We start from the raw sequence: 25,293 nt of genomic DNA on the forward strand, positions 1-25,293 counted from the left end.
GGTGGACGTCCGCCCGCCCCCGCCGCGCCGACCGGTCGCCGGACGGCCACGGTCGCGGCCGTCGCCGGGGCATATGGGAGCCGGAGGTGTGACGGCGCGCCTCCCGCACGCGTCACCCGCTGCTGGGCGCGTGTGCGGCAGGGAGCCGGCGTATGACGGCACCCCCTCTGCGCGAGGTGCGGCAACGACTGCCGGGGAGGCGGGTCGGCGTTGGGTGGACGCCCTCCGGCCCTCGCCGTGGCCGACGTAGCTGGGGCGCCCAGCCGGCGCGGGGAGGTGACGGCGCGCGCTCACCACAGGCCGCCCTCCGCGCGGGCCGCCCTCCGCGCGGGCCGCCCTCCGGGGCGGGCCCCGCCCCGCCCCGGCCGCCCGCCCCGCCCCCGCCGCAGCCTTCCGGTGAACATCCGCCGCCCCCGCCGCGCCGAACGGACGGCGTTTCAAGGGCGCGGGCGGGAGGTGATTGCCACACTGGTGGCATGACCACCGCTCCCCGCACCGCGCAGCAGCGCAAACGTGACACTCTGCACCGGCTCGAACGCGACGTCGACGCCTGGGTCGCGACCGCCGCCGAGGACGGCGCGGCTCCCCACCTGGTCCCGCTGTCGTTCGTGTGGGACGGCGCCACCCTGCTGCTCGCCACCCCCGCCGCGAGCCGCACCGGGCGCAACCTCGCCGCCACCGGCACCGCCCGCCTCGGCATCGGCCCCACCCGGGACGTCGTCCTCCTCGAGGGCAGTGCCACGGCCGTCGAGCCGCACGACCTGCCGGAGGAGGACGCCGAGATCTTCGCCGCCAAGACCGGCTTCGACCCGCGTGAACTCGACACGCCCTACCTGTACTTCCGGGTACTGCCGCGCCGCGTCCAGGCCTGGCGCGAGGCCGACGAGCTCGAGGGCCGGGACCTGATGCGCGACGGCCGCTGGCTGGTGACGGACTGAAACCGGGGTATCCGCAGGATCGAGGGGGCGGACCTGGCCGCCCCGCGCGAACCCGCGGAGGAGACATGGCCCTGTTCACGGCCGGCGTCGTCGTGCTCGACTGTGCCGAACCGGAGAAACTCGCCGAGTTCTACACGGCGTTGCTGGATGCCGAACAGGTGGAGGCGACCGCCAACCGGGTGGAGATCCGCGCCGCGGAGGGCACCCGGCTCGCCTTCCGCCGCGACATGAACGCGACGCCGCCGAGCTGGCCGCGCCCCGAGAACTCCCTCCAGGTGCACCTCGACTTCCTGGTCGAGGACCTCGACGAGGCCGAGCGCCGGATCGTCGGTCTGGGCGGGCGGCCCCTGGACACCAAGGACGCGTCCGGCCCGTACGAGGAGCGCGGTTACGCCGACCCGGCCGGCCACTCCTTCACCCTGCGCCGCGTAGCCCCCACCGCGCCGAAGCTCGGCTGAGCGGCGGGGGCGGGGGCGGAGCGGCCCGGCCCGGTTCCGGCGGGGGCGGGACCGGTCAGTCCCGGCCGCCCTTGTCCTGCACCGGCCAGACACCGGTCGAGCGCTCGATGGCCTTGGCGCCCGTACGGTCCACGGCGCTGCGCACGGCGGCGAAGATCGCACCCTGCACCGCGGCGGCCAGCAGGATCTCGCCCCAGCCGCGGTCCGGGTCCAGCGCGTCGGGCGCGTTGTCCTCGTGCCGGATCAGCTTCCACGTCTTCTGGAACGCGAGTCCGGCCAGCGCACCACCGGCCCAGCCGAGCAGGAAGCCGACGGGCTTGTAGGCGAGGGGGAGCGTCTTCTTCTTCGTCTTGGCCACAGGGTCTCCTTGGGTGTGGATGTGGTGAGGGACAGCGGGATCAGGGCCGGCCGCGCGCCGGCACCTCCTCCGTGGGGTGCACCGGTCCAGGCGCGGTTCCGTCCCCGAAGGGCCGCCCGCCCAGCCGCTCACGGTGATGGGGCGTCAGCCAGCCCGCCGGATCGGGGCCGAGGGGCACGATGCCGGTCGGATTGATGCCGGTGTGCACCTGGTAGTAGTGCCGCTTGATGTGGTCGAAATCGACGGTGTCGCCGAAACCGGGCGTCTGGAACAGGTCCCGGGCGTAGGCCCACAGCACCTCGTTCTCGGCCAGCTTCCACCGGTTGCACTTGAAGTGGCCGTGGTAGACCGCGTCGAAACGCACCAGCGTGGTGAACAGCCGGATGTCGGCCTCGGTGATCGTCTCCCCGACCAGATAGCGCTGCCGCTCCAGCCGGGCCGCGAGCTTCTCCAGCCGCTGGAAGACACCGGTGCAGGCGGCCTCGTACTCCTCCTGCCCGGTGGCGAAGCCCGCCCGGTACACGCCGTTGTTGACGTCCCCGTAGACCTCCGCCATCACCGCGTCGATCTCGTCCCGCAGCCTTTCCGGGTACAGATCGGGCGCCCCGGGGCGGTGCAGCGCCCGCCACTCGGTGGCCAGGTCCAGCGTGATCTGCTGGTAGTCGTTGGTGACGAGCCGTCCGCTCGGGACGTCCACGATCGCCGGCACGCTCACCCCGCCCGGGTATCCGCTCTCGCGCCGGTCGTAGGCCTCGCTGAGGTAGCGGATGCCCAGCACCGGGTCTCGGCCGTCCGGATCGAGGGTGAAGCGCCAGCTGCGGTCGTCCTGGATCGGGTCGGCGATCGCCATCGACAGCGCGTCCTCCAGACCGAGCAGCCGCCGCGAGATCACCGCCCGGCTTGCCCAGGGGCAGGCCCGGCTGACCACCAGACGGTACCGCCCGGCCTCCACCGGCCAGCCGTCACGGCCGTCGGCGGTGATCCGGTCCGCGAAATGGCTCTTCGACCGGCGGAAGGCCTTCCTCCCGTACGCGCTGTTGCCGTCGCCGTCCCGCCCCATGATCCGCTCCTCACTCCTGCCGGGGGTGCGATCCTGCCCTTCTGCCTTCCCCGGGTTCCCCGAAACACCTCACCGGCACGGTGTGATCCCCCACGGCCGGGGCAACCGCCTCTCCGTGAGCGGTACACCCACGCAACGTGACACGGCACGCACGGCCGACCGCAGGACGCGGGTCACCGTCCTGGTGGCGCTGGCGGCCAACCTCCTCATCGCGGTCGCCAAGGCGGTCGGCGGCCTCCTCGCGGGCTCGCCCGCCCTGCTGTCGGAGGCGGCGCACTCCGTCGCCGACAGCCTCAACGAGGTCTTCCTGCTGGCCGCGCTGCGCCGCAGCCGCCGCCCCGCCGACCGGCGCCACCCCTTCGGCTACGGCAAGGAACGCTTCTTCTGGTCGCTGCTCGCCGCCGTCGGCATCTTCGTGATGGGCGGCTGCTTCTCCGTCTTCCAGGGCGTCGAGGCCCTGCGCGACGGCGCCGAGGAGAGCTTCGGCGGATACGTCGCCGGGCTGGCCGTCCTCGGCGTGGCGCTGCTCGCCGAGGGCGCCTCGCTGCTGCGGGCCCTGCACCAGGTGCGCCGGCAGGGCGGGGTGGCGGCGGGCCTGCGCGACCCGGCGCTGCGCACGGTCGTCGCCGAGGACGGCACCGCGGTGCTCGGCGTCACCCTGGCCCTGGCCGGGATGGCGCTGCACATGGCCACCGGGCAGGTCGTCTACGAGGCCGCCGCCTCCTTCGCCATCGGCGCGCTGCTGGTGTGCGTGGCCTACCACCTCGGCCGCGAGGCCCGCGACCAGCTGATCGGGGAGGCGGCCGACCCCGAGGCGAGCGAGAGGATCCGGCGGCTGCTCGCCGGGCAGCCGGAGATCGACAGCGTGGAGGCGCTGTTCAGCATGAAGACAGGGCTCGACTCCGCGCTCGTGGCCGCGCGGATCGATCTGGTGCCGGGGCTGGACAGCGAGCGGGTGGAGGAGGTCGCGGTGCGCATCAAGCGGTCCATCGCCGACGCGGTGCCCGAGGCGGCGCAGATCTTCCTCGACATCACCGACAGCGCCGCCCGCGAGTCACATGAAAGCCCCGCCGCGACGGGGGAACGCGGCGGGGCCTGACACTCACGTGCCCGCCCCGCGCCCGACCATGCGCACCCACGCGGATTTTTTCCGGAGTACGGCACGCCGGTCCGGCGCACGGTCTCATCCGGCCGGTTCGAGGACGAACACCGGGATCTCGCGGGACGTCCGCGTCTGGTAGTCGGCGTACGGCGGGTACGCGGCGACCGCCCGCTCCCACCACTCGGCCTTCTCGGCGCCGGTGACCTCACGTGCGGTCATGTCCCACTTGCGCGGACCGTCCTGGAGCTCGACCTGAGGGTGCGCCTTGAGGTTGTGGTACCAGACCGGGTGCTTCGGCGCGCCGCCCTGCGACGCGACCAGGGCGTAGCGTCCCTCGTGCTCGACGCGCATCAGCGGCGTCTTGCGGATCCTGCCACTCTTCACGCCACGGCTGGTGAGGATGACCACCGGCAGGCCCGTGTCGAGCAGCGTCGTCCCCTGAGTGCCGCCGGAGCTCTCGTACAGCTCCACCTGCTCGCGCACCCACTGCGTCGGGCTGGGCTCGTACTCGCCCTCCAGAGGCATGGCATCGGTCCTTTCGTCGCGTCGTACGGCATCGCTGCTCGCGTCGGTGTGCAACACCTCCACGCGGGCGTTCATTTCCGGTGACCGGTTCCGACGTACTGCAGTGAAGGCTTCCGGCCAGTTTCCCCGGTTCGCCGATGTGGCCGAACTTCGCGTCGCCGCATAGATGCCCGAGGCATCTAATGAAGATCGGAACGACGCACTCATCGTCTGCGAGGTCATCCATGACGGACTTGACGCATCAGCCGGCACCCGTCGCCTTCCCGCAGGACCGCACCTGCCCCTACCACCCGCCCACCGCCTACGACCCGCTGCGCGCCGGCGCCCCGCTGGCCCGCGTCACCCTCTACGACGGACGTCCCGCATGGCTGGTCACCGGGCACGCCGTCGCCCGTGACCTCCTCGCCGACCCGCGTCTGTCGACCGACCGCACCCGGCCGGGCTTCCCGGCGCCCACCCCCCGCTTCGAGGCGGGCCGCCACCGCCGGGCGGCGCTGCTGGGCGTGGACGACCCCGAGCATCACGCCCAACGGCGCATGCTGGTGCCCCGCTTCACCCTCAAGCGGGCGAACGCGTTACGGCCGGACATCCAGCGGATCGTCGACGATCTGCTGGACGCCATGATCGCGCAGGGGCCGCCCGCGGAGCTGGTCGGTGCGTTCGCGCTGCCCGTGCCCTCGATGGTGATCTGCGCGCTGCTCGGCGTGCCGTACGCCGACCACGAGTTCTTCGAGGAGCAGTCGCGGCGGCTGCTGCGCGGCCCGGGCGTCGAGGACGTCCTCGCGGCGCGCGACCGGCTCGAGACGTACCTCGGCGATCTGATCGACCGCAAGGCAAAGGACGCGGAGCCCGGCGAGGGCGTCCTCGACGAGCTGGTCCATCAGCGGCTGCGCACCGGCGAGGTGAGCCGGGCCGACGTGGTCGCGCTGGCGATCATCCTGCTGGTCGCGGGCCACGAGACGACCGCCAACATGATCTCCCTTGGCACCTACACCCTGCTGCAGCACCCCGATCGGCTGGCCGAACTGCGCGCCGACCCCGGGCTGTTGCCCGCCGTGGTGGAGGAACTGCTGCGGTTGCTGTCCATCGCCGACGGACTGCTGCGCCTCGCCGTCGAGGACATCGAGGTGGCCGGGACGACGATCCGGGCGGGCGAGGGCGTGCTGTTCTCGACATCGGTCATCAACCGCGACGAAACCGTATACGCCGACCCCGACAGCCTGGACTTCGGCCGTTCCGCCCGCCATCACGTGGCCTTCGGCTTCGGCATCCACCAGTGCCTCGGCCAGAACCTCGCCCGCGCCGAGCTGGAGATCGCCCTGCGCACCCTCTTCGAGCGGCTGCCCGGCCTGCGGCTCGCAGTTCCCGCCGAGGAGATCCCCTTCAAGCCCGGCGACACCATCCAGGGGATGCTGGAACTCCCCGTGACCTGGTAAGAGGCTGACGCACCATGCACATCCACATCGACAGGGACCTCTGTATCGGCGCCGGCCAGTGCGCCCTCGCCGCGCCGAACGTCTTCACCCAGGACGACGACGGCTTCAGCACCCTCGTCCCCGGCCACGACGGGCCGACCCCCGACCCGATGACCCGCGAGGCGGCCCGCGCCTGCCCGGTGGGCGCGATCACGGTCGGGGAACCGGCGAACTGAGCCCCGGCCGAAGCCCGTCCGGGACGGCCGCCCCCGCCGGGTGCGCACGTGATCCGGAGGGGTCGTACGACCTCACCGCGCCCCGACGAGTGCCCGTGCCGCCGCGCGGGCCTCGTCGGCCGGTTCGGTGCGGCCGGTGACACCGGCCGTGACCATGGCACCCTCGGCCAGCAGGAACAGCTGCCCGGCCAGCTCCGGTGCCAGCCCGGCATCGGCGACGAGCCCCGCGAGGTACTCCCTGAACGCGCGCTTGTGCGCCCGCACCTGACCCGCCACCGCCCGAGACGTGGCACCCAGCTCGCCGTACGCGTTGATCCACGCACAGCCGCGAAAGCCCTCCTCGCCGAACCAGCCGCGCAGCCAGTCGAACACGGCCAGGATGCGCTCGCGCGGATCCTCGTGGAGCTCCACGTGCGTGGCGAGCCGCCCGCGCCAGCGCGTGTCGCGCCGCTCCAGATACGCCTCCACCAGCTGCTCCTTCGCCGGGAAGAGCTGGTAGAGCCGCTTGAGGGAGACGCCCGAGGCGGCGCGGATGTCGTCCATGCCGACGGACTTCACACCCCGCCGGTAGAACAGCTCCTCCGCGGCGTCCAGGACCCGCAGGCGGGCGCTCGCGCTGTCCACGGGCACGGGCATCACTCCTCGACGATTCCCCGACACGGCGGAGGACAGCGGACGTTGACCTGAGAACGATCGTTCTCTACCTTAGCCGACCAGGTGGAGAACGATCGTTCTCCCCGCCGTTCCGTCGAGGAGGACACCATGGCCGACCGCCCGCCCCTTCCCCCGTTCACCCGGGAGACCGCTGCCCGGAAGGTGCAGGCCGCCGAGGACGCCTGGAACACCCGGGATCCGCACAAGGTCGCGCTCGCCTACTCCGAGGACTCCGTCTGGCGCAACCGCGACACCTTCCTCACCGGACGCGCCGAGATCATCGGCTTCCTCACCGCCAAGTGGGCCCGCGAGCTGGAATACGCCCTGCGCAAGGACCTGTGGGCCTTCGACGGCAACCGCATCGCCGTCCGCTTCCAGTACGAGTGCCACGACACCGACGGCCGGTGGTGGCGCTCCTACGGCAACGAGCTGTGGGAGTTCGACGAGCACGGCCTGATGACCCGGCGCGAGGCGAGCATCAACGACGTACCGATCGAGGAGCACGAGCGCCGCATCCACGGCCCGCGCCCGCTGGGCGAGCGGGGCCGCGCCTTCCCCCTGAAGTGACCGGCGGGTCGGCGGACGCGGTCACTGCCGGGCGATCTTCGAGTGCGCACGAAGTCATAGGCTCGGACCGTCAGCCGCCGACGAAGGCAGGAGCAGCAACGATGCAGTACGTGAAGCTGGGTTCCACAGGTCTGGACGTCTCCCGGATCTGCCTGGGCTGCATGACCTACGGTGTTCCGGACCGTGGCGCGCACGAGTGGACCCTGGACGAGGAGGCCTCCCGGCCGCTGATCCGCCAGGCCCTGGACGCCGGGATCACCTTCTTCGACACCGCCAACGTCTACTCCGACGGCACCAGCGAGGAGATCGTCGGCCGGGCGCTGAAGGAGTTCGCCCGCCGCGACGACATCGTGCTGGCCACCAAGGTGCACGGCCGGATGCGCCCCGGCCCCAACGGCGGCGGGCTGTCCCGCAAGGCGATCATGACCGAGATCGACCACAGCCTCACCCGCCTCGGCACCGACTACGTCGACCTCTACCAGATCCACCGCTGGGACCCGCACACGCCGATCGAGGAGACGATGGAGGCCCTGCACGACCTCGTCAAGGCGGGCAAGGTGCGCTACATCGGGGCGAGTTCGATGTACGCCTGGCAGTTCTCCAAGGCGCAGTACACGGCCGAGCTGCACGGCTGGACGAAGTTCGTGTCGATGCAGAACCACTACAACCTCCTCTACCGTGAGGAGGAGCGCGAGATGCTGCCGCTCTGCGCCGACCAGGGCGTGGGCGTCCTGCCCTGGAGCCCGCTCGCCCGCGGCCGGCTGACCCGCGACTGGGGGACCGTCACCGGCCGCAGCACCACCGACAACTTCGGCAGCACCCTCTACCAGGAGGGCGACCGCGCCGTCGTCGAGACCGTCACCCGCATCGCCGACGAGCGCGGAGTCCCGCGCGCCCAGGTCGCCCTGGCCTGGCTGCTCCACCAGGACACGGTGACCGCGCCGATCATCGGAGCCTCCAAGCCGCAGCACCTCCAGGACGCGGTGGCCGCCGTCGACCTCACGCTGACGGAGAAGGAGATCGAGGAACTGAAGCAGCCGTACGTGCCGCACCCGGTCGCCGGCCACTGAACCACCGGACGCCGACGGGAGGGCTCAGGCGCCGGTGCCCGGGCTGAACGGTGTCAGCGACACCGTGGAGGCGTTGCCGCCGACCGGCACCGGGCCGCCCTGCCACGGCACCCTCAGCGGCTTGCGCTCGTCGGGCGGCGTGACGAGCAGCGCGGCCGGAGTCGCCGTACGGGCCTCGCTGATCTCGGGGTTGGAGAAGGTCAGCCCGGCCCAGGCGCTGCGGCCCGGCGCCAGCGCCACCTTCGTCCGGGCCGGCCCGTCCTCGCGCCGCGGGTCGGGCCCGAGCTGCCGGCCGGAGGCGTCCACGAAGGCGGCGCCGGGGTAGCCGTACACCGTGCAGGTGCGGGCCGAGGTGTTCGTCAGCACGACGGGGAAGTTCTCCTGTCCGGCGCCCGGGTTGTTGCGCCCGACCGTGGCCCGCAGGTCGCCGGTATGGCAGCGCGACGACGCGGGCCGCGCGGACGCCGTGGCCGGCGCGGTGGACCGCACGGTCCCCGCGGCGGCCGTCCCGGTGGGCTCGGTGGGCTCGGTGGAGTCGGTGGAGTCGGTGGCGGTCGTCGCCGGCGGCTGCTGCGCTGTGCTCGCGGCCGTGCCGCCGCCGTCACCGCCGCCGCAGGCGGTCAGCGCGCCCAGCGCGGTGAGCGCGCTCACGAGCAGGACGGGAAATCGCGTGTAGGGGGCCATGCTGGACGTCTGCCCCGCTCGCCCGGCCGCGATGCCGGGACCGCGCGGCTTCACTCCGCTGATCCCTCTGCCAGGCCCTCTGCCAGTCCCGACGGCAGACCCTCTGCCAAGCCCTCCTCCAGCAGCCCCAACTCCGCCCAGATGGTCTTGCCTTCCGTGGTGTGCCGGCTGCCCCAGCGCTGGGTGAGCTGCGCGACCAGCAGCAGCCCGCGCCCGCCCTCGTCCCAGGTCTTCGCCCGGCGCAGATGGGGCGCGCTGTGGTTGGTGTCGGACACCTCGCAGATGAGCGTGGTGTCGTCGTGGATCAGCCGCAGCCGGATCGGCGGCGCCCCGTAGCGGATGGCGTTGGTGACCAGCTCGCTCACCACCAGTTCGGCCGTGAACGTCGTGTCGCTCAGCGACCAGGCGGCGAGCTGGTCGACGACCTGCTTGCGGATCGGCGCGACCAGCGACGGGTCGGCGGGGATGTCCCAGGTCGCCACCTGGGTGGAGGGCAGCCCCTGGGTGCGGGCCAGCAGGAGGGCGACGTCGTCGGCGGCGCCGCCCGGCGGCAGCAGCGTGTGGAGGATGTGGTCGCAGGTTTCGTCGAGGGAGCCCGCGTCGGCCTCCAGCGCGTCGCACAGCGTCCGGTGGCCGGCGTCGACGTCCCGCTCCCGCGACTCGATCAGCCCGTCCGTGTAGAAGGCCAGCACGCTGCCCTCGACGAGGTCCAGTTCGGTGCACTCGAACGGCAGCCCGCCCACGCCGAGCGGGGGACCGGACGGCAGGTGCACCCGGCGCGCGGGGCCGTCCGGCGGGAGCAGCACCGGCGGCGGATGCCCGGCCCGGGCCATCGTGCAGCGTCGCGACACCGGGTCGTACACCGCGTACAGACAGGTCGCTCCGACCTCGCCGGGGCTGCCCTCGCCCCCGGCCTCCTCCGACAGCCGCAGCACGAGATCGTCGAGGTGGGTGAGCAGTTCGTCCGGTGGCAGGTCGATGTCGGCCAGTGTCCGTACGGCGGTGCGCAGCCGGCCCATGGTCGCCGAGGCCTGCACCCCGTGCCCGACGACGTCCCCGACGACCAGGGCCACGCGCAGCCCGGACAGCGGGATCACGTCGAACCAGTCGCCGCCCACCCCCGAGCGGGCCGCGGGGAGATAGCGGGAGGCTGCCGAGACGGCGGCGCTGCGCGGCAGGGAGCGCGGCAGCAGGCTGCGCTGCAGGGCCAGGGCGGTCTCCCGCTCGCGCGAGTAGCGGCGGGCGTTGTCGATGCAGACGGCCGCGCGGGCGGTGATCTCCTCCGCCAGCAGCGCGTCGTCCTCGGTGTACGGGTCGGGGTGACGGAACCGGTGGAAGAGGGCGACGCCGAGCGTGGAGCCGCGGGCCTGGAGCGGAACCGCCATCGTGGAGTGCACACCGTACTGCTGGAAGAGGCGGTGACGGCGCTCGTCCCAGGACACCCACCGTTCCAGGTCCCCGGAGGGTGCCGAGACCACGATCGCCTGGCCCGCCAGCAGCGCCGCGGCCTGTGGTGAGGGCGCCGGGTACTCCTCCGCGTCGCCCAGCATGGTCACCGCCCCGGGGCTGCCGGGGTTCACCGAGTGGTGGGCGGCCCGGCGCAGCACGACCGGCGGGACCAGCCGGACCGGCGGCTCCCCGCCGTACTGGTCCGGGTCGAGCAGGTCGACGCTGACGAAGTCGGCGAGCAGGGGCACGCACACGGCCGCCAGTTCCTGCGCGGTGCGCGAGACGTCGAGGGTGGTGCCGATGCGGACGCTCGCCTCGTTGACCAGTTGCAGCCGCTCACGGGACAGGTACTGGTCGGAGAGGTCGTGGGCGGTCACGCACACCCCGCGCACCCGGCCCTCGGCGTCGGTGACCGGGGCCATCCGGGCGAGCCAGGCGCGCGGACGGTCCCCACCCCCGGCGCGCAGCCGTGTCTGGGCGTCGAGCGACCGGCCCGTGGTGAGCACCTGTGCGAGACGGCGTTCGAGGTCGTCGCTCTGCGGGATCCCGCCGATCTCGGCGAGTCTCAGTCCGCGCACCTGCTCCTCGGGCAGCCCGACGAGGTCCGCCATGGCGTCGTTCATCCGGTGCAGCCGCAGCCGCTCGTCGAAGAGGGCGAGGGCGCAGGGGGACTGCACGAGCGCCGCCGCGTCCAGCGGGTCGTCGGGGGAGTGGGGGGCGGAGGCGTCCAGGGGCGTGACCACCAGCCAGTGGCCCGGCTCGCCGTCGTGGGGCCTGAGGTGATGGGCGAGCACCCACACCTCGACCGTACGGCCGTCCCGGTGGCGCAAAGTCACCGTTCCATGGTCGCGTGGTTGCGCCGGACGGGGCGACACGCCGTCCGGGTCCGCGAGCAGACGCGTGGCGGGCCGGCCCACCACGTCCGCGGCGGTCCAGCCGAGCAGACGTTGCGCACCGGCGTTCCACCCGGTCAGCGTGCCGTCGTCGGAGATGACAGCCCGGGCCGTCGCGGCGTCGTCGAACGGGTAGTCCGGGCTCATCCTCGCACTCCATTGCGCACACTCACAGTGAACGGTGTGTCACTCGGTTCCAGAGTAGTGCGTCCGCGTCGCGCGCGGTCGGGAACCCCCCGTCTTCACAGGATTCGGCCGATCGACGTCAAGACCGAAATCGGTCGATCTGGCGCGTCCTGGTGCCCGGCAGAAAGCGCTGACCCGACTCTTGACGCGCAACCGAGGCACGCTGTCAGAATCTGTGCGATCACGTTTCTTTGTGTGTACTTCTGGGCCCTCGTGAAAGGGGAGCCGCTGTGTCGGTCACTAGGAGATCGGTCCTGATCGCCTCCGCGGGCGTGCCCGCTACCGGGGCGCTGCTGGGAGTGGGGGCGATCCCGGCCGCGGCGGCGGACCCGCGCGCCATGGGCCGCAGCACTGTCCCGCTGCGTGACGGCTGGCGTTTCGCGCTGGTCAACCCCGGGGGGATCGCGGACCCGACCGGCGCCTACGCGAACGCGGCCGACCCCGGATACGACGACACCGGCTGGCGTCAGGTGGCCGTACCCCACGACTGGAGCATCGAGCAGACGCCCACCACCGAGTACGGCACCACCAGCGGGACCGGTTTCCTGCCCGGCGGGCTCGGCTGGTACCGCCTGTCGTTCACCCTGCCGCCGGCGTACGCGGGCAAGCGGATCGCGGTCGAGTTCGACGGCGTCTACATGGACTCGCACGTCTACTGCAACGGCACGGAGGTGGGCCGCCACCCCTACGGCTACACCGGCTTCACCTTCGACCTCACCGGCCATGTGCACACCGACGGGCGTACCGCGAACGTGCTCGCGGTCAAGGTGCAGAACCAACTGCCGAGCAGCCGCTGGTACTCCGGCAGCGGCATCTACCGAGAGGCACGCCTGGTCGTCACCGAGCCGGTGCACGTGGCCCGCTGGGGCACGTACGTCACCACGCCGGACGTCACCGCCGAGCGTGCCCTGGTGCGGGTGCGCACCGACGTGGTGAACGACTCCGGCGCCGCAGCGCAGGTGGAGGTGGTCTCCCGGATCACAGACCCGCGCGGCCGTACCGTCGCCCGCACGTCGTCGACCGCGCACGTCGCCGACGAGCGCACGGAGACCCATGAACTGTCCGTACCGCAGCCGCTGTTGTGGGACTTCGCCACCCCGGAGCACCGCTACGCGCTGCACACCGAGCTGCGGGTCGGAGGCCGCACCACCGACACGTACCGCACCGGCTTCGGTATCCGCACCTTCCGCTTCGACCCCGACGAGGGCTTCCACTTCAACGGCGTCCACGCCAAGATCAAGGGCGTCGACCTCCATCACGACCTCGGCGCGCTCGGCGCGGCCGTGCACGTCGACGCGATCCGCCGCCAGATGACGATCATGAAGTCGATGGGTGTCAACGCCCTGCGCACCTCGCACAACCCGCCCGCGCCCGAGATGATCCAGGTCTGCGAGGAGCTGGGCATCGTGATGATGGTGGAGGCGTTCGACTGCTGGCGCACCGGCAAGAACCGGTACGACTACGGCCGCTTCTTCGACGAGTGGTGCGAAAAGGACGCAGGCGAGATGGTGCGGGCGGCCCGCAACTCGCCCGCCGTGGTGCTGTGGTCCATCGGCAACGAGATCCCCGACTCCACCTCCACCGCCGGCCTCGCCATGGCCGACCGGATCATCGCCGCGATCCGGGCCGCCGACGACACCCGCCCCCTGGTCATCGGCTCCGACAAGTACCGCCGCCTGCCCGCCAAGGGCTCCGCCGCCGACCTGATGCTGGCCAAGCTCGACGGGCTCGGCCTCAACTACAACTCCGCCCAGTCGGTGGACGCCCTGCACGCGGCCTACCCGCATCTGTTCCTCTTCGAGTCCGAGTCGTCCTCGGAGACGTCCACCCGCGGCGCGTACCAGGAGCCCGAGCACCTCAACACCGGCGAGAACCACACCCCCGGCCGCCGGGCGACCTCCTCCTACGACAACAACCTCGCCTCCTGGACCATGAGCGGCGAGTACGGCCACAAGAAGGACCGGGACCGCAAGTGGTTCGCGGGCCAGTTCCTGTGGTCCGGCATCGACTACATCGGCGAGCCCACGCCGTACGACGTCTTCCCGGTGAAGGCGTCGTTCTTCGGCGCGGTCGACACGGCCGGTTTCCCCAAGGACATGTACCACCTCTTCCAGAGCCAGTGGACGAGCGAGCCGATGGTGCATCTGCTCCCGATGAGCTGGAACCACGAGGAGGGCGAGACGGTCGAGGTGTGGGCGTACGCCAATGCCGACACCGTCGAGCTGTTCCTGAACGGCGAGTCCCTGGGCGTGCGCACCTTCGACCGGAAGAAGACCCTCGACGGCCGGGAGTACCTGGAGACCACCGAGCCCACCGGAGACGACAAGACCTTCACCGGCGGCCCCTACCCGGGCAGCTACACCAGCCCCAACGGCAGCGCGGGCAAGCTGCACCTGATCTGGAAAGTGCCCTTCCGGCCGGGCGAGCTGAAGGCGGTCGCCCGCCGGGACGGCCGGGCGGTCGCGACCGACCTGCTGCGCACCGCGGGCGCGCCCCACGCCGTCCGGCTGACCCCCGACCGCAAGGCCCTGACGGCGGACGGCTCTTCGCTGCTCTTCGTCACCGCCGAGATCGTCGACGCGCACGGCGTGGTCGTCCCCGACGCCGAGCACCTGATCTCCTTCGACGTCACCGGCGGCTCACTCGCCGGGCTGGACAACGGGCGACAGGAGAGCGCCGAGCGCTACCAGGCGAGCACCCGCACCGCCTTCCACGGCAAGGCGCTCGCCATCGTCCGCGCGGGCACGAAGCCCGGCGCCCTGAAGGTGACCGCCCGCGCCGAGGGGCTGCGCTCCGACACGGCGAGCGTGCGCATCCGACCGGGCCGCTCTGCGTCCACCACCGCGCCCGCCGCGTTCGCACCGGACTTCCCGCCGCCGCCCGCCTATCCGTACGCGGACGCGAGCTACTCCGGCCGCCCCGACTCGCTTCCGGCCGCCATGCTCGAGGGCAACCCGGCCACCGGCTGGTCCAACGGCTTCAGCAAGGCGGCCACCGGCCTGCTGCCCGCGTTCGACGGGGCCCGCGCGAAGGACTGGGTGTCGCTGGACTGGGGCCGTACCCGGACCGTCGACCACGTCGAGGTCTCCTTCACCGCCGACGCCGCACACAGCCTGCCGTCCGCGCTCGCGGTCGACGTCTGGGACGGGCTGCGGTGGGTGCCCGTCACCGGGGCGAACACCGACTGGGCCACCGCGTCCGACGCCCCCACCGTCGTCACCTTCCCCGCGGTCCGCGCCTCCCGCCTCCGCCTGACCCTGACCAGCAGCCACCCGGGCGAGCCCCGAGGGGCGGTGCGGATCAGCCGTCTGGCGGTACCGGGGGCGTGACGGGGGGCGACAACGCCGGGGCGTGCGGTGACGCGGGCCCCGGCCCGCACCCGTACGGCCCCGGTGCGCAGCTCGCCGCGCACCGGGGCCGCGCTGTGATCGGTACCTCCTTACTTCCTTCCTGACCTGCGGGTATTTACGCGTGAGTACCCGGGCGGTACCGTGAGGGCATGCCAGCTCTGAATGTGGAGTTCAGCGAGCGCGAGCTAGAGGACCTGCGACAGATCGCCAAGGAACGCGGTACGTCGATGAAGGCGCTCGTGCGGGAGGCGGCCGCCGCCGACATCGCGCGGCACCGGGCGCTGAAGGAGGGCGCGGAGGCCTTCCGGCGGTTCTTCACGGCCCATGCCGAGGAGTTCGCCGTCGCCTTCCCCGACGACGAGCCACCGGTGAGCGGCGAGGGGCGGGTCGCCTGAGCGATGGCTTCCGTCGTGCACATCGACGTCCCCTGGCTGCTGCAGCGGCATGAAGAGGTCATGCCGGAGCAGCCCACCATCAACGACTTCTCCGCGCTCGTCGCCGCCGTCGCCCGGCACCGGGTCGACCCGCCGCGGCTCGGCGTGAACTCCGATCCCGCCTGGCGGGCCGCGGCCCTGCTCCACACCCTCGCCGTGCTCAAGCCGCTGCCCTCGGCCAACGCCCGCTTCGCCTGTTCGACGGCGGTGGCCTACATGTTCGTCAGCGGTGTCGGCATCGACCCGCCCTACGGCGCCCTGGTCGACCTCGCCCGCGATCTGATGTCCGGCAAGGCGGACGTGTACCGCGCCGCCGACCGGCTGCGCTCCTGGCAGATCTGAACGTTCCCTCCGGGCCGCCGGCCGAGGGCGGGAGGATCAAGGCCGGCGGCCGTTTCGCGCGGGAGAGCCGCCGTCCCGCGCGGGGCCTTCGAGGTAAGGCCGTGTCCAGTGGACTACAGCGCGTGGCGGGCCGGGAGCGTGCGCGCCGCACGGGCCTGTGCGCGCGTTTCACACGGGGCGCGGAAATTCCCGAAAACGCTTGCCACAAGGGGGGATTGGGAAGCGGCATTCTGACTTTCTGTCAATGGCGGGGACGCCCTCCGGGTGGGTTGTTGGGTGCAAGTCGGGTATGCAAGGCTGAGCGCTTCCCCGCGCGCCGGAAAAGGCAGGCCGTACCGCGTGTTGCCTTGACGGCGCGCGGAGATCCTGTGTTGTTCCCAGCGCGTGGGAAGGAATCCGCTCACCGTGCCCACCCCCCACCCCCCTCGTCCGCTCTTTCCGCTCTCCGGCGGCTTTGTGGAGGAATCCGAAGAGGAGCTCGCCGCCCGGGCCCGCGGCGGCCCCGACGACGACGTCGCCCAGGCCACGGCCCTGCTGATGGCACGGCACTGGCAGCCGGTGCACGACTACGCCGTCATCTGCCTGGCCTCGTCCGCGCAGGTCGCGGCGATGGTCACGGCGGCCGCCTTCCATCAGGTGCTCGACCGGCTCACGCTGGGGGAGTCCGCTGCCGCGCTGCGCCCGCGGCTGCTGCTGGCCGTCCGGGGCACGGTGCGGCAATGGGCCGGAGCCGAGCGGATAACCGGGGCTCTGCCGCAGCTGCGCAAACCGGCGGGCGGGCGCGGTATGCGGGTCGCCAAGTACATGACAGCAGAAAACCGCCGGCTGACCGAGCGGGCATTCCACGCCCTTCCCGCCGAGGCCCAGTGCCTGCTGTGGCACATCGACGTGGAGGCCGAGCCGGTAACCGTTCCCGCGACCCTGCTCGGCATGAGCGAGGAAGCCGCGGCGGCCGCATACGAGGACGCCCGGGAAAAACTCCGCGAGGGCTGCGTGCGCGCCCATCGGGAACTCGCGCCGACCCCGGACTGCCGCCATCACAACCGTCTTCTCGACATTCCCCTGCGCCGCGGCGGCGGGCTGCTGCCCGAGGTGCGCCGGCATCTCGCCCAGTGCCGCCACTGCCGCGCGGCCGCCGACCAACTGGAGCAGTTCGAGGCCGCGTTGGGCACCCTGCTCGCCGAGGCCGTACTCGGCTGGGGCGCCGGCCGCTACCACGACTCCCGCCCCGGCCGCCGCGGCCGGGCCGGCGGCCTCCCCCGGGGTTCCGCACGCCACCGAGGCGGCCGCCCCGGCCGCGGGCTGCGGCCGCGTCGCCCTCTGCCCGGTGCCCGCTCCACGCGCACGCTGCTCACCGGGGCGGGCCTCGCCTCCGGCGTGCTGCTGACGATGCTTCTGCTGAGCGGGGTGTGGTCCGACGACGGCCACGGCACCGGCCCGGCCGCCTCCGCCGCCGCCACGGGCGCACCGGGTACGACCACCCCCGGTGCGCCGGGTACGACCGCCTCGCTGCCGCCGGCCGTCTCCACCGCGCCGCCCGGAGCCGCCGAGCTGCCCACAGCGCCCCGGCGCACCAGGCTGCGCAACGTCGCCGCCGGGCTGTGCCTCGACATCAGCGGCCGGGCCGCAGCCGGTGCCCAGGTCCAGCTCGCGGTGTGCTCCTCGGCCTGGACCCAGCAGTGGGGTTACGAGGACGACGGGCTGCTGCGCAGCGCGGCCGCGCCCCAGCTGTGCCTGGACTCGCACGCGGACGCCGGGGTCGTCATCCTCGGTCCGTGCGCACCGCGCGGCGACCGGCGGGCCGACGACGTGCGCTACGACCTGACCGCGCGGGGCGAACTGCTGCCCCGCTGGGACGAGTCGCTCGCCCTGGCCTCGGTGTCCGAAGACCCGGGCGCCGACATCGTCGTCAACGTCCGCGACGGTTCCGACGCCCGTCGCTGGAGCACGGACGACCCGTCGGCGGCCCCCGGCTCGCGGTCGGTGGTCGGCGCGGGCGCCCGGCAGGGCCGCCCGGCGGATCTGCGGGACCACATCTGACGGCGACTCCCGGGGCGGCTACGTCACCACGTCCCGCGGTGGTTCGCCCGCCAGGAAGGCCGCCGCGTTGCGGACCGCGGCCACGCCGATGCGGACGACCGTCTCGCGCGTGACGCCGCCGACGTGGGGGGAGAGCACCACGTTCGGCGCCTTCAAAAGGCGCAGGGACGGCGTCGGGGGTTCGGGCTCGAAGACGTCGAGGCCCGCTCCGGCGAGCGCGCCCTTCTCCAGGGCGTCGGCGAGGGCGTCCTGGTCGATCAGGGCGCCCCGCGCGGTGTTGACCACGAACGCCGTCGGCTTCAGCAGCGCGAGCCGGCGCGCGTCGAGCAGGTGCCGGGTCTCCTCCGTGAGCGGCGCGTGCAGGGTGACGTAGTCGCAGGCGGCGAGGAGTTCGTCGAGGGGGACGTGCCGGGCGGTGAGGCGGGCCTCCGTCTCCGGGGGCACCCGGCTGCGGGCCGTGTACAGCACGGTCATGTCGAACGCGGCGGCCCGGCGCGCCACCTGCTGTCCGATCCCGCCGAGGCCGACGATGCCGAGCGTCTTGCCCGACAGCTCCGTGATCGATCGCGTGAGCCGGGGCAGTGCCCAGTCGCCTTGTGTCAACGCGGTGTGGGCCGGGACGAGTTGCTTGGCGAGGGCCAGCATGAGGGCGAACGTCTGCTCGGCGACGTTCTGCGCCTCCGCGCCCGTGGAGCCGATCGTGCACACGGTGACGCCGCGGGCGCGCGCTGCCGTCACGTCCACGTAGTCGTAGCCGTGGCTCGCGCACTGCACCAGCTCCAGTTGTTCGGCGGCTGCGAGGTGACCGGCGGTGACCGGGGCCAGCGCCGTGACGACGGCATGCGCCGCGCGCAGGGCCGCCGGGTCCTCGTCGGTGCTCTCGACGACGGTGACGTGCGTGTCGCCGGGGAAGACGGAGGCGAGTCCGGCGCCCGCGGCCCGGCCGCCGACGTGCGGCGGGACGACCGCGAGCACGTTGCGGCGGGCGCTCACGCGATCTCCTCGGCGAGGTCGTCGGCGCCGACCGTGCCGGGGCCGGCGTGCCCCGACAGGGCGAGGGTGAGGTCGAGTTCGGCGAGCAGACAGCGGATCACGTGTTCCACGCCCGCCTGCCCGTCCAGGCCGAGACCGTAGACGTACGGCCGTCCCAGCAGCACCGCCCGTGCGCCGAGCGCGAGCGCCTTGAAGACGTCGTCGCCGGTGCGCACGCCGCTGTCGAACAGCACCTCGAGCCGGTCGCCGACCGCCTCCACCACCCGGGGCAGGGCGTCCGCGGCGGCGATGGCGCCGGCCACCTGGCGGCCGCCGTGGTTGGACACCACCACACCGTCCATCCCGGCGTTCGCCGCTCGGCGCGCGTCATCCGGGTGCAGGACCCCCTTGAGCACGATCGGACCGTCCCAGTTCTCGCGCAGGAACTCCAGGTCCGGCCACGTCTTGCCCGGGTCGGCGAACATGCCGACGAAGTGCATCACGGCAGCGTTCGGATCCTCCTCCACCGGCTTGGCCAGGCCCGCCCGGAAGGCCGGGTCGGAGAAGTAGTTGGCCGTGCCCACGCCGTGCAGGAACGGCAGATACGCCTGGTCGAGGTCGCGCGGCCGCCAGGACAGCAACGGGGTGTCGAGCGTGACCACGAGCACGCTGAACCCGCTCGCCTTCGCCCGGTCCAGGAAACTGAGGGCCACCTCAGGGTCCTTGGGCCAGTACAGCTGGAACCACCGCTCGGCCTCCCCCATCGCCTTCGCGACCTGCTCCATCGGCGTGCTGGAGGCGGAGGAGAGGACGTACGGCACCCCCTGCGCGGCGGCGGCCCGGGCTGCGGCCGGCTCCGCGTCCGGGTGCATGATCGACAGCACGCCGACCGGGGCCAGCGCGAGCGGCGCCGGCAGCGGGCGGCCCAGCACCTGAACCGACAGGTCACGCTCGCGTACGTCACGCAGCATCCGCGGCACGATCCTGCGGCGCTCCAGGGCGGCCCGGTTGGCGCGGGCGGTGCTGCCGTCGCCCGCGCTGCCGGCCACATAGCCGACGGGAGCGGGGCCGAGCCGCTGTTCGGTCAGTTCCTCCAGCCGGGTCAGGTCGGTGGGCAGGCGGGGCACCGCGCCCGTCATCCCGTTCAGGTAGATCTCGTACTGGAAGTCCGCCCAGTGCTTGGCCATACCGGATCCGCCTCTCGTCACAAGGACCGTGGTGCCAGACCATACCGACCGGTAGGGCGGTCACGGCAGGCGCAAGGTGAACGGAGCGAGTCGTTCCGGGGCTCTCCGAGCGCTGAAGCGGAATGTTTCCGGACGATTAACTGACGGAGTGAATCGCGTCATTTGACCGGTTCTCATGATCGAAAGCGCTTGGAACCGGCATTGGAACGTTCGAATTACGTCACTTCACGCCACTGATTCAATACGCAAGGTTACTTAAACCCATGGGGTCGATGTGAGTTTCGGCAGCGGACTCGGCAGAGTGGCGCTCGCCGTCGCGGCCTCTGACCGAGGACACGGCCGGCACCACCCCCGAATCGAAGCGGAAGGATGCACACAATGCGGAACCCCGCGCGCTGGGCAGCGGCTCTTACCCTGACGGCCACCGCCGTCTGCGGCCCCCTGGCCGGCGCCGCCCACGCCGCCCCGGCCTCGCTCTACGCGCCCTCGGCGCTCGTCCTGACCCTCGGCCACGGAGACAGCGCCGCGAGCGCCACCCCGGCCCGTGCGGTCACCCTCTCCTGCGCGCCCACGGCCTCCGGCACCCACCCGGACCCCGCCGCGGCCTGCGCCGAACTCCGCCTGGCCGGCGGCGACCTCGACGCGCTGAACGCCGGCGCCGAACCGCTGTGCACCAAGCAGTACGACCCGGTCGTCGTCACCGTCGACGGCGTCTGGCAGGGCAAGCGCGTCTCCTACGAACGGACCTTCGCCAACGAGTGCGTGAAGACCGCCCACGGGCCGACCGTCTTCGCGTTCTAGGACCGGGATCACACGGACCCCGTGAAACGCCGCGCGAGGCTCGCAGGTGGGGAGTGCGAGCCCCTGTTGCGGGGCGGCGTGTGATCTCGCACCGGGGGTCGGCCAGGCGGAGTGGGGCCGCCGGCCGACCCCCGGCATCGTGCTGGTGCGAGCAGAGCCGGCCCTCCGGTCACACCGGAGGGCCGGCTCTGCTTCTGCTTGTGCCCCCGGGTCAGTCGTCCCGGCGGGCCGGGTCCGTGCGGCCCTGGGCCGGGTGCGTCCCGCGGCCGCCGTCGCGGGCCGGGGCGTCCGGCTTCGCCGTCCTGCGGTGGCTCGTGTCGCACCACGGGTAGCGGCGGCTGCGCCGGCAGGTGCACAGCGCGACACGGAAGCGGTCGGAGGAGACGGTGGTGCCGTCCTCCAGCTCCACCTCCACCGGGCCCTCCACCAGCAGCGGGCCGGGGCGCTGGACCTTGATCCTGCGGGGCGGGTCAGACGGGGAGTTCGGCACGGACCACCACCAGTTCCTCGCTCGTGTCCTCGGCGGACAGCAGCCCCCGCGCCCGCAGCCAGCCCTGCCGCTCGCGCAGCACCGGTCCGAAGCCGATCCGGTGGCGCCGGATCACCGACGCCTTCAGCCCGGCCGCACGCAGACAGATCAGGGTCTGTTCGGGGTCGCTCAGCGCGGAGTGGACGATCAGCAGGATGCCGCCGGGGCGCAGCAGGCCGGGCGCCTCGCGGCAGATCCGGTCCAGCAGCAGCCTGCCGTCGCCTCCCGCGTCCCAGGCGCGGGCCGCCCCGCGCGGCGTCCGGTGGCCATCGGGGGCCGGAACGTAGGGCGGGTTGGCCACGATGAGGTCGAAAGACTGCCCGCGCACCGGCTCGAACAGGTTTCCGCGCCGGATGCGCAGTCGCAGACCGGACCGCCATGCGTTCAGCCGAGCGCTCCACACCGCCCGCCGCGACACGTCGACGGCTGTCACCCGCATGCCGAGGCGGGCGGCCTCCAGGGCCAGCGCGCCACTGCCGGTTCCCACGTCCAGCACGGCCGCGCCCCGCGGGAGCGGCTCGTCACACAGCGCCCCGGCCAGGAGCCGGGTGTCGTCCTGAGGGGCGTACACGCCCGGGAGCACCAGAGGAGTCACGGGCGTCGGGTTCCCCCTCGATCAGGAAATATGAGGCACTTCTGTGGCGGTCGGGGCGTCCAGGGGCGTCCGCAGGGAGGAGGCGCCCGTACGCCAGGCGTCCAGCAGGCGGTCGGCGAGGCGGCCCTCCAGGTATTCGGTGGCGTCGATGCCGAAGACCACGTCGGGCGCGAGGTGCGGTTCGTCCGCCAGCAGGCCGTCGATCACCTCGTGGCGGACGATCTGCTCGTGCACGGCGTCCGCCTCCACGTGCTCGTCGTAGAAGAACACGGCGGCCGGGCCCGCACCCGCGCGGCGCATCGCCTCCGCGAGCCGCCGGGAGCCGGGGGAGGAGGTGATCTCCACGTCGGCGAAGTGGCCCACCAGGGCGCCGCGCAGTTCGCGGTGCAGGCCGAAGAGCGACATCAGGTTCACGACGGCCAGCATCTGAGCGCAGGCCGCGTCCAGGTAGCGGCCGTACGTGGTGTCCAGCCCGAGGTCCGTCATCAGGTCGGCGAACAGGCGGGCGTGCACCCGGTCGGCCCGGCCGCCGCCGAACTCGTCGAACTCCACGGCCGCCATCGCCGCCTTGGCCCGCCCCGTCAGCCGGGGCAGCACCCAGGCGTGCGGGTCGGCCTCCTTCAGGTGATACAGGGAGCGGTGCGCCGCGTACTCGCGCAGCTGCCACAGCTCGCCCTTCTCGCACAGGTGGTGGCTGACGCCGGTGCCGTCGGCCGGTTCCACCAGCAGGTCACCGACGGCCTCCTCGACGCTGTCGTGCACCGGTGTGTCCGCGCGCAGCGCCGCCAGGAAGCGGTGCTCCAGCGCGGCCCGGGTGCGCAGCAGGTCGGGGTCCCACTCCCGGTCGTCGGGCACCCCGGCGAAGCCCCGGTAGTGCAGCTCGTAGCACAGGTACAGAGCGAGCTGCAGGTCGTCGCCGTACGGGTCCGCGCCGGCCACCGCGGGGGCGGCGGGCAGCGGACCGGTGCCGCGCAGATGGTCCAGGACGGCCCCGGACAGGGGGCCGCGGGCCGACGGCAGCCGAGGTCCTCGGAGATCATGTGCCATGCCGCCTGGGTACCCGGGCCCGCTGAAGACACGCGTGGCGCCCCGGGCATACGCGAGCCGGGCCCGCGCGCCGCCGGGTACACGCGAGCCGGGGCCCGGAAACGGATCCGGGTCCCGGCTCGGGGCGACGGGCCGCACGGCGGAGGCGATCGGCGTACCTCCGCCGCGCGGCCCGCCCGCGCGTTCAGTCGCCCTGCGACTCCTCCTCGGCGCGGACGTTGGGCGTGATGGCCTCCCCGGCCTCGCCCCGGCGGTGCTTGTCCCGCTCGTCGTCCGTGACGCGCTTCTCGGCGTCCTCCACCTCGCGCAGGACCTCCCCCAGGGCGGTCTCGGGGCGGCGGTCGGTGTCCTCGGCCATGTCGTGGTTCTCCTCGCTGTCGCCGTTCACTTCGTCACCGTCGCGATCCGCAGCGGCACCGGGTCGGGCGGTGCCGTGTCCTCGGCCCGACGGCAGATCTCCGCCCACCAGGACGGACCGTCCTCGATATGCCGCAGCATCACGCCCTCGCGGATCGCCCATGGGCAGACCACGACCGCTCGCAGTCCGGTCAACTTCATCGCCGTGTGCCCGACCACCGCACCGGCGAGGCTCTGGGCGGAGCGCGGCGCGGAGATGCCGGGCAGCGCGGCCCGTTCCGCGGCCGGCAGCTCGGCCAGCCGGGCGGCGGCCCGGCGCAGGTCCGCGCGGCGCAGTTCCCGTTCCACGAACGGCCCGTGCCGGCCGGGCGCCGCCCCGCACAGCCGCCCCAGCTGCTGGAAGGTGCGCGAGGTGGCGGCCGCCGTGCGCGGGCCCTCCCAGCGGATCCGCGCCGCCACGTCCCGCAGCTGGTGGCGTACCCGGCGGCGCAGCGCCTTCAGCTGTTCCGGCGCCGGCGGATCCTGGCCGTCCTCGAGGAACTCATGGGTCAGCCGCGCCGCGCCCAGCGGCAGCGAGGCCACGAAGTCCGGCAGCCGGCCGCGCCCGAAGGCGACCTCGAGCGACCCGCCGCCGATGTCCAGCAGCGCCAGCGGTCCCGACCGCCAGCCCATCCAGCGCCGCGCCGCGAGAAACGTCAGCTCGGCCTCCAGCTCACCCGGCAGCGTGCACAGCTCCACACCCGTGCGGGCCCGCACCTCGCGCAGGACCTCGCCCCGGTTCGGCGCGGCGCTCACGACCGCGGTCGCGAACGCCAGCGGCCCCGCCGCGCCCCACTTCGCCGCCGTCCGGCCCGCCCCGGCGACCGCCTCGGCGAGCTGCTCCACGTCCTCCTCGGGGATCGGGTCCCCGGGTCTGACCCGTTGCCCCAGCCTGAGTCGCCATTTGGCGGTGTGCACCGGCAGCGGCACCCCGCCTTCCGCGTCCGCCACCACCAGCCGGACCGTGTTCGATCCGACGTCAACCACACTCATCCGCATGGCGTGGCGGGTACCCAGCGCACCGGGATCATGCCGGAACGCACCGGCCCATTCCTTGACCGGCATATAACCACGGAGGCATATTGGGGTTATGTCCGACGACATCTCGTTGTGGGCCGCCCTCGCCGACCCGCACCGGCGCGCCATCGTCGCGCTGCTTCTGGAGCGGCCGCGGTCCGTCGGCGAGATCGTCGAGGCCCGCGGACTGAGCCAGCCCAGCACGTCCAAGCACCTGAAGGTGCTCAGACAGGCCGGTCTGGTCCGGGTACGGCAGGACGCGCAGCGCCGCGTCTACGCCCTCGACCCGGCCCCGATCGCCGCGCTGGACGCCTGGCTCGCCCCCTACCGCAGGCTGTGGAACACGAGCCTGGACGCCCTCGGCCGCCACCTCGACGGTGCGCCGGACGCGTCCGGGAACACCGGGGCCCCCGAGCCCCCTCGGCAGCCCCCCACCCCGAAGGACTGATCCGCCATGGCCGCCGACCTCACCGGTACCTACCTCACGCTCGACGACGGCCGCCCCGCCGTCCGTTTCAGCCGCACCTACGACCACCCCGTGGACCGCGTCTGGCGTTTCGCCACCGACCCGGACGAACTCGCCCGGTGGTTCCCCGCCCGCGCCGCGTTCGACCTCCGTCCCGGCGGCACCGTCACCTTCCGCGGCGACCCGAACATGCCGGAGTCCACCGGCCGGGTCATCGCGGTCGACCCCCCGCGGCACCTGTCCTTCTCCTGGGGCGACGACGAACTCCACTTCGACCTGGAGGAACTCACCGGGGGACGCACCCTCTTCAGCCTCACCGACGTCCTCGCCGCACCGGACACCGCCGCCCGCAACGGCGCCGGCTGGGAGGTGTGCCTCGCCGCACTCGACGCCGCCGCGCGCGGCGAACGCCTCCAGGGCCCGCACGCCGGTCCCACCGCCGACTGGAAGGCGCTCTACGCCGCCTACATCGACGCAGGCGTCCCCTCCGGCGCCCCCGTACCCGGCCTGGACTGACCCGTA

General features: G+C 73.0%; 27 protein-coding genes. 14 read left to right on the plus strand and 13 right to left on the minus strand.

The genetic code is table 11. The features are described from left to right. Positions 1 to 476: 476 nt before the first annotated feature. Positions 477 to 938, plus strand: coding sequence for a pyridoxamine 5'-phosphate oxidase family protein (locus ACF1GV_RS28730; protein ID WP_391686055.1), 462 nt, complete (start codon positions 477 to 479; stop codon positions 936 to 938). A gap of 65 nt (positions 939 to 1,003) precedes the next feature. Next, a complete protein-coding gene (locus tag ACF1GV_RS28735; RefSeq protein WP_391686057.1) occupies positions 1,004 to 1,396 on the plus strand; it encodes a VOC family protein in 393 nt (130 codons plus the stop codon). 55 nt (positions 1,397 to 1,451) lie between these two features. Here ACF1GV_RS28735 and ACF1GV_RS28740 read toward each other — a convergent pair whose 3' ends face one another. Both ACF1GV_RS28740 and ACF1GV_RS28745 read right to left on the minus strand, forming a co-directional pair. Further along, positions 1,452 to 1,754 (minus strand): DUF4235 domain-containing protein, encoded by a 303-nt coding sequence (locus tag ACF1GV_RS28740; protein ID WP_363263744.1) that lies wholly within the window; start codon positions 1,752 to 1,754, stop codon positions 1,452 to 1,454. Between the two features lie 40 nt (positions 1,755 to 1,794). Then, positions 1,795 to 2,814 carry a glutathione S-transferase family protein gene (locus ACF1GV_RS28745; RefSeq protein WP_391686059.1) on the minus strand — a complete coding sequence of 340 codons (1,020 nt, stop codon included), beginning with the start codon at positions 2,812 to 2,814 and terminating at the stop codon, positions 1,795 to 1,797. Between the two features lie 115 nt (positions 2,815 to 2,929). On the opposite strand from ACF1GV_RS28745, the gene ACF1GV_RS28750 reads away from it, so the two are divergent. Next, entirely contained in the window at positions 2,930 to 3,913 is a 984-nt protein-coding gene (locus tag ACF1GV_RS28750; protein WP_391686061.1) for a cation diffusion facilitator family transporter, read from the plus strand. A gap of 84 nt (positions 3,914 to 3,997) precedes the next feature. Here the strand turns inward: ACF1GV_RS28750 and ACF1GV_RS28755 are convergent, their stop codons facing one another. Further along, a complete protein-coding gene (locus ACF1GV_RS28755) occupies positions 3,998 to 4,441 on the minus strand; it encodes a nitroreductase family deazaflavin-dependent oxidoreductase (RefSeq protein ID WP_391686063.1) in 444 nt (147 codons plus the stop codon). 224 nt (positions 4,442 to 4,665) lie between these two features. On the opposite strand from ACF1GV_RS28755, the gene ACF1GV_RS28760 reads away from it, so the two are divergent. Continuing rightward, on the plus strand, positions 4,666 to 5,877 hold the full coding sequence (locus ACF1GV_RS28760; protein ID WP_391686065.1) for a cytochrome P450: 1,212 nt from the start codon (positions 4,666 to 4,668) through the stop codon (positions 5,875 to 5,877). A gap of 14 nt (positions 5,878 to 5,891) precedes the next feature. After that, the gene (locus ACF1GV_RS28765) at positions 5,892 to 6,092 is read left to right on the plus strand and encodes a ferredoxin (RefSeq protein ID WP_363263740.1); all 201 of its coding nucleotides are present in this window, start codon (positions 5,892 to 5,894) and stop codon (positions 6,090 to 6,092) included. 72 nt (positions 6,093 to 6,164) lie between these two features. On the opposite strand, the gene ACF1GV_RS28770 is transcribed toward ACF1GV_RS28765, so the two are convergent. Next, positions 6,165 to 6,716: a TetR/AcrR family transcriptional regulator gene (locus ACF1GV_RS28770; protein WP_391686445.1), complete on the minus strand. Its 552-nt coding sequence runs from the start codon at positions 6,714 to 6,716 to the stop codon at positions 6,165 to 6,167. A 138-nt stretch (positions 6,717 to 6,854) separates the two neighbouring features. Here ACF1GV_RS28770 and ACF1GV_RS28775 point away from each other — a divergent pair, with 138 nt between their 5' ends. Both ACF1GV_RS28775 and ACF1GV_RS28780 read left to right on the plus strand, forming a co-directional pair. After that, positions 6,855 to 7,313 carry a nuclear transport factor 2 family protein gene (locus ACF1GV_RS28775; RefSeq protein ID WP_391686067.1) on the plus strand — a complete coding sequence of 153 codons (459 nt, stop codon included), beginning with the start codon at positions 6,855 to 6,857 and terminating at the stop codon, positions 7,311 to 7,313. 101 nt (positions 7,314 to 7,414) lie between these two features. After that, on the plus strand, positions 7,415 to 8,383 hold the full coding sequence (locus ACF1GV_RS28780; RefSeq protein ID WP_391686069.1) for an aldo/keto reductase: 969 nt from the start codon (positions 7,415 to 7,417) through the stop codon (positions 8,381 to 8,383). A gap of 24 nt (positions 8,384 to 8,407) precedes the next feature. Here ACF1GV_RS28780 and ACF1GV_RS28785 read toward each other — a convergent pair whose 3' ends face one another. After that, on the minus strand, positions 8,408 to 9,067 hold the full coding sequence (locus tag ACF1GV_RS28785) for a DUF4232 domain-containing protein (RefSeq protein WP_391686071.1): 660 nt from the start codon (positions 9,065 to 9,067) through the stop codon (positions 8,408 to 8,410). Positions 9,068 to 9,117: 50 nt separating this feature from the next. Continuing rightward, on the minus strand, positions 9,118 to 11,556 hold the full coding sequence (locus ACF1GV_RS28790; RefSeq protein WP_391686073.1) for a SpoIIE family protein phosphatase: 2,439 nt from the start codon (positions 11,554 to 11,556) through the stop codon (positions 9,118 to 9,120). 269 nt (positions 11,557 to 11,825) lie between these two features. Between ACF1GV_RS28790 and ACF1GV_RS28795 the strand changes: the two genes are divergently transcribed. From ACF1GV_RS28795 to ACF1GV_RS28810, 4 genes are all read left to right on the plus strand, one after another. Continuing rightward, positions 11,826 to 14,924, plus strand: coding sequence for a sugar-binding domain-containing protein (locus ACF1GV_RS28795; protein ID WP_391686075.1), 3,099 nt, complete (start codon positions 11,826 to 11,828; stop codon positions 14,922 to 14,924). Positions 14,925 to 15,094: 170 nt separating this feature from the next. Beyond that, positions 15,095 to 15,340: a hypothetical protein gene (locus tag ACF1GV_RS28800; protein WP_361629682.1), complete on the plus strand. Its 246-nt coding sequence runs from the start codon at positions 15,095 to 15,097 to the stop codon at positions 15,338 to 15,340. Between the two features lie 3 nt (positions 15,341 to 15,343). Beyond that, a complete protein-coding gene (locus ACF1GV_RS28805) occupies positions 15,344 to 15,721 on the plus strand; it encodes a toxin Doc (RefSeq protein WP_391686077.1) in 378 nt (125 codons plus the stop codon). Positions 15,722 to 16,126: 405 nt separating this feature from the next. Then, on the plus strand, positions 16,127 to 17,761 hold the full coding sequence (locus ACF1GV_RS28810; protein WP_391686079.1) for an RICIN domain-containing protein: 1,635 nt from the start codon (positions 16,127 to 16,129) through the stop codon (positions 17,759 to 17,761). Positions 17,762 to 17,779: 18 nt separating this feature from the next. On the opposite strand, the gene ACF1GV_RS28815 is transcribed toward ACF1GV_RS28810, so the two are convergent. Together ACF1GV_RS28815 and ACF1GV_RS28820 are read right to left on the minus strand one after the other, a co-directional pair. Then, positions 17,780 to 18,754 carry a 2-hydroxyacid dehydrogenase gene (locus ACF1GV_RS28815; RefSeq protein WP_391686081.1) on the minus strand — a complete coding sequence of 325 codons (975 nt, stop codon included), beginning with the start codon at positions 18,752 to 18,754 and terminating at the stop codon, positions 17,780 to 17,782. Next, positions 18,751 to 19,920, minus strand: coding sequence for a lactate 2-monooxygenase (locus ACF1GV_RS28820; protein ID WP_391686083.1), 1,170 nt, complete (start codon positions 19,918 to 19,920; stop codon positions 18,751 to 18,753). The genes ACF1GV_RS28815 and ACF1GV_RS28820 overlap by 4 nt, the downstream gene beginning before the upstream one ends. A 378-nt stretch (positions 19,921 to 20,298) precedes the next feature. Here ACF1GV_RS28820 and ACF1GV_RS28825 point away from each other — a divergent pair, with 378 nt between their 5' ends. After that, positions 20,299 to 20,721: a subtilase-type protease inhibitor gene (locus ACF1GV_RS28825; protein WP_391686085.1), complete on the plus strand. Its 423-nt coding sequence runs from the start codon at positions 20,299 to 20,301 to the stop codon at positions 20,719 to 20,721. Between the two features lie 211 nt (positions 20,722 to 20,932). On the opposite strand, the gene ACF1GV_RS28830 is transcribed toward ACF1GV_RS28825, so the two are convergent. The 5 genes from ACF1GV_RS28830 to ACF1GV_RS28850 form a co-directional block, all read right to left on the minus strand. Then, complete coding sequence (locus ACF1GV_RS28830; RefSeq protein ID WP_391686087.1) at positions 20,933 to 21,211, minus strand: CDGSH iron-sulfur domain-containing protein; 279 nt, start codon at positions 21,209 to 21,211, stop codon at positions 20,933 to 20,935. After that, positions 21,192 to 21,845, minus strand: coding sequence for a HemK2/MTQ2 family protein methyltransferase (locus ACF1GV_RS28835; protein WP_391686089.1), 654 nt, complete (start codon positions 21,843 to 21,845; stop codon positions 21,192 to 21,194). Before ACF1GV_RS28835 ends, ACF1GV_RS28830 begins: the two co-directional genes overlap by 20 nt. Before the next feature lie 21 nt (positions 21,846 to 21,866). Beyond that, complete coding sequence (locus ACF1GV_RS28840; protein WP_391686091.1) at positions 21,867 to 22,892, minus strand: iron-containing redox enzyme family protein; 1,026 nt, start codon at positions 22,890 to 22,892, stop codon at positions 21,867 to 21,869. A gap of 184 nt (positions 22,893 to 23,076) precedes the next feature. Continuing rightward, complete coding sequence (locus ACF1GV_RS28845; protein WP_391686093.1) at positions 23,077 to 23,280, minus strand: hypothetical protein; 204 nt, start codon at positions 23,278 to 23,280, stop codon at positions 23,077 to 23,079. Then, positions 23,277 to 24,287: a Ppx/GppA family phosphatase gene (locus ACF1GV_RS28850; RefSeq protein WP_391686448.1), complete on the minus strand. Its 1,011-nt coding sequence runs from the start codon at positions 24,285 to 24,287 to the stop codon at positions 23,277 to 23,279. The genes ACF1GV_RS28845 and ACF1GV_RS28850 overlap by 4 nt, the downstream gene beginning before the upstream one ends. A 91-nt stretch (positions 24,288 to 24,378) precedes the next feature. On the opposite strand from ACF1GV_RS28850, the gene ACF1GV_RS28855 reads away from it, so the two are divergent. Continuing rightward, the gene (locus ACF1GV_RS28855; protein ID WP_391686095.1) at positions 24,379 to 24,753 is read left to right on the plus strand and encodes an ArsR/SmtB family transcription factor; all 375 of its coding nucleotides are present in this window, start codon (positions 24,379 to 24,381) and stop codon (positions 24,751 to 24,753) included. Between the two features lie 6 nt (positions 24,754 to 24,759). Next, positions 24,760 to 25,287 (plus strand): SRPBCC family protein, encoded by a 528-nt coding sequence (locus tag ACF1GV_RS28860; protein WP_391686097.1) that lies wholly within the window; start codon positions 24,760 to 24,762, stop codon positions 25,285 to 25,287. Positions 25,288 to 25,293: the final 6 nt, after the last annotated feature.

The sequence above is a fragment of the Streptomyces sp. NPDC014006 genome (assembly GCF_043088925.1).
Classification (GTDB): Bacteria; Actinomycetota; Actinomycetes; order Streptomycetales; family Streptomycetaceae; genus Streptomyces.

Coding starts and splice junctions, on each gene's coding strand:
- ACF1GV_RS28730 (WP_391686055.1), top strand. CDS start 477: ATGACCACCGCTCCCCGCACCGCGCAGCAGCGCAAACGTGACACTCTG.
- ACF1GV_RS28735 (WP_391686057.1), top strand. CDS start 1,004: ATGGCCCTGTTCACGGCCGGCGTCGTCGTGCTCGACTGTGCCGAACCG.
- ACF1GV_RS28745 (WP_391686059.1), bottom strand. CDS start 2,814: ATGGGGCGGGACGGCGACGGCAACAGCGCGTACGGGAGGAAGGCCTTC.
- ACF1GV_RS28755 (WP_391686063.1), bottom strand. CDS start 4,441: ATGCCTCTGGAGGGCGAGTACGAGCCCAGCCCGACGCAGTGGGTGCGC.
- ACF1GV_RS28760 (WP_391686065.1), top strand. CDS start 4,666: ATGACGGACTTGACGCATCAGCCGGCACCCGTCGCCTTCCCGCAGGAC.
- ACF1GV_RS28765 (WP_363263740.1), top strand. CDS start 5,892: ATGCACATCCACATCGACAGGGACCTCTGTATCGGCGCCGGCCAGTGC.
- ACF1GV_RS28775 (WP_391686067.1), top strand. CDS start 6,855: ATGGCCGACCGCCCGCCCCTTCCCCCGTTCACCCGGGAGACCGCTGCC.
- ACF1GV_RS28780 (WP_391686069.1), top strand. CDS start 7,415: ATGCAGTACGTGAAGCTGGGTTCCACAGGTCTGGACGTCTCCCGGATC.
- ACF1GV_RS28785 (WP_391686071.1), bottom strand. CDS start 9,067: ATGGCCCCCTACACGCGATTTCCCGTCCTGCTCGTGAGCGCGCTCACC.
- ACF1GV_RS28790 (WP_391686073.1), bottom strand. CDS start 11,556: ATGAGCCCGGACTACCCGTTCGACGACGCCGCGACGGCCCGGGCTGTC.
- ACF1GV_RS28800 (WP_361629682.1), top strand. CDS start 15,095: ATGCCAGCTCTGAATGTGGAGTTCAGCGAGCGCGAGCTAGAGGACCTG.
- ACF1GV_RS28805 (WP_391686077.1), top strand. CDS start 15,344: ATGGCTTCCGTCGTGCACATCGACGTCCCCTGGCTGCTGCAGCGGCAT.
- ACF1GV_RS28820 (WP_391686083.1), bottom strand. CDS start 19,920: ATGGCCAAGCACTGGGCGGACTTCCAGTACGAGATCTACCTGAACGGG.
- ACF1GV_RS28825 (WP_391686085.1), top strand. CDS start 20,299: ATGCGGAACCCCGCGCGCTGGGCAGCGGCTCTTACCCTGACGGCCACC.
- ACF1GV_RS28840 (WP_391686091.1), bottom strand. CDS start 22,892: ATGGCACATGATCTCCGAGGACCTCGGCTGCCGTCGGCCCGCGGCCCC.
- ACF1GV_RS28850 (WP_391686448.1), bottom strand. CDS start 24,287: ATGCGGATGAGTGTGGTTGACGTCGGATCGAACACGGTCCGGCTGGTG.
- ACF1GV_RS28855 (WP_391686095.1), top strand. CDS start 24,379: ATGTCCGACGACATCTCGTTGTGGGCCGCCCTCGCCGACCCGCACCGG.
- ACF1GV_RS28860 (WP_391686097.1), top strand. CDS start 24,760: ATGGCCGCCGACCTCACCGGTACCTACCTCACGCTCGACGACGGCCGC.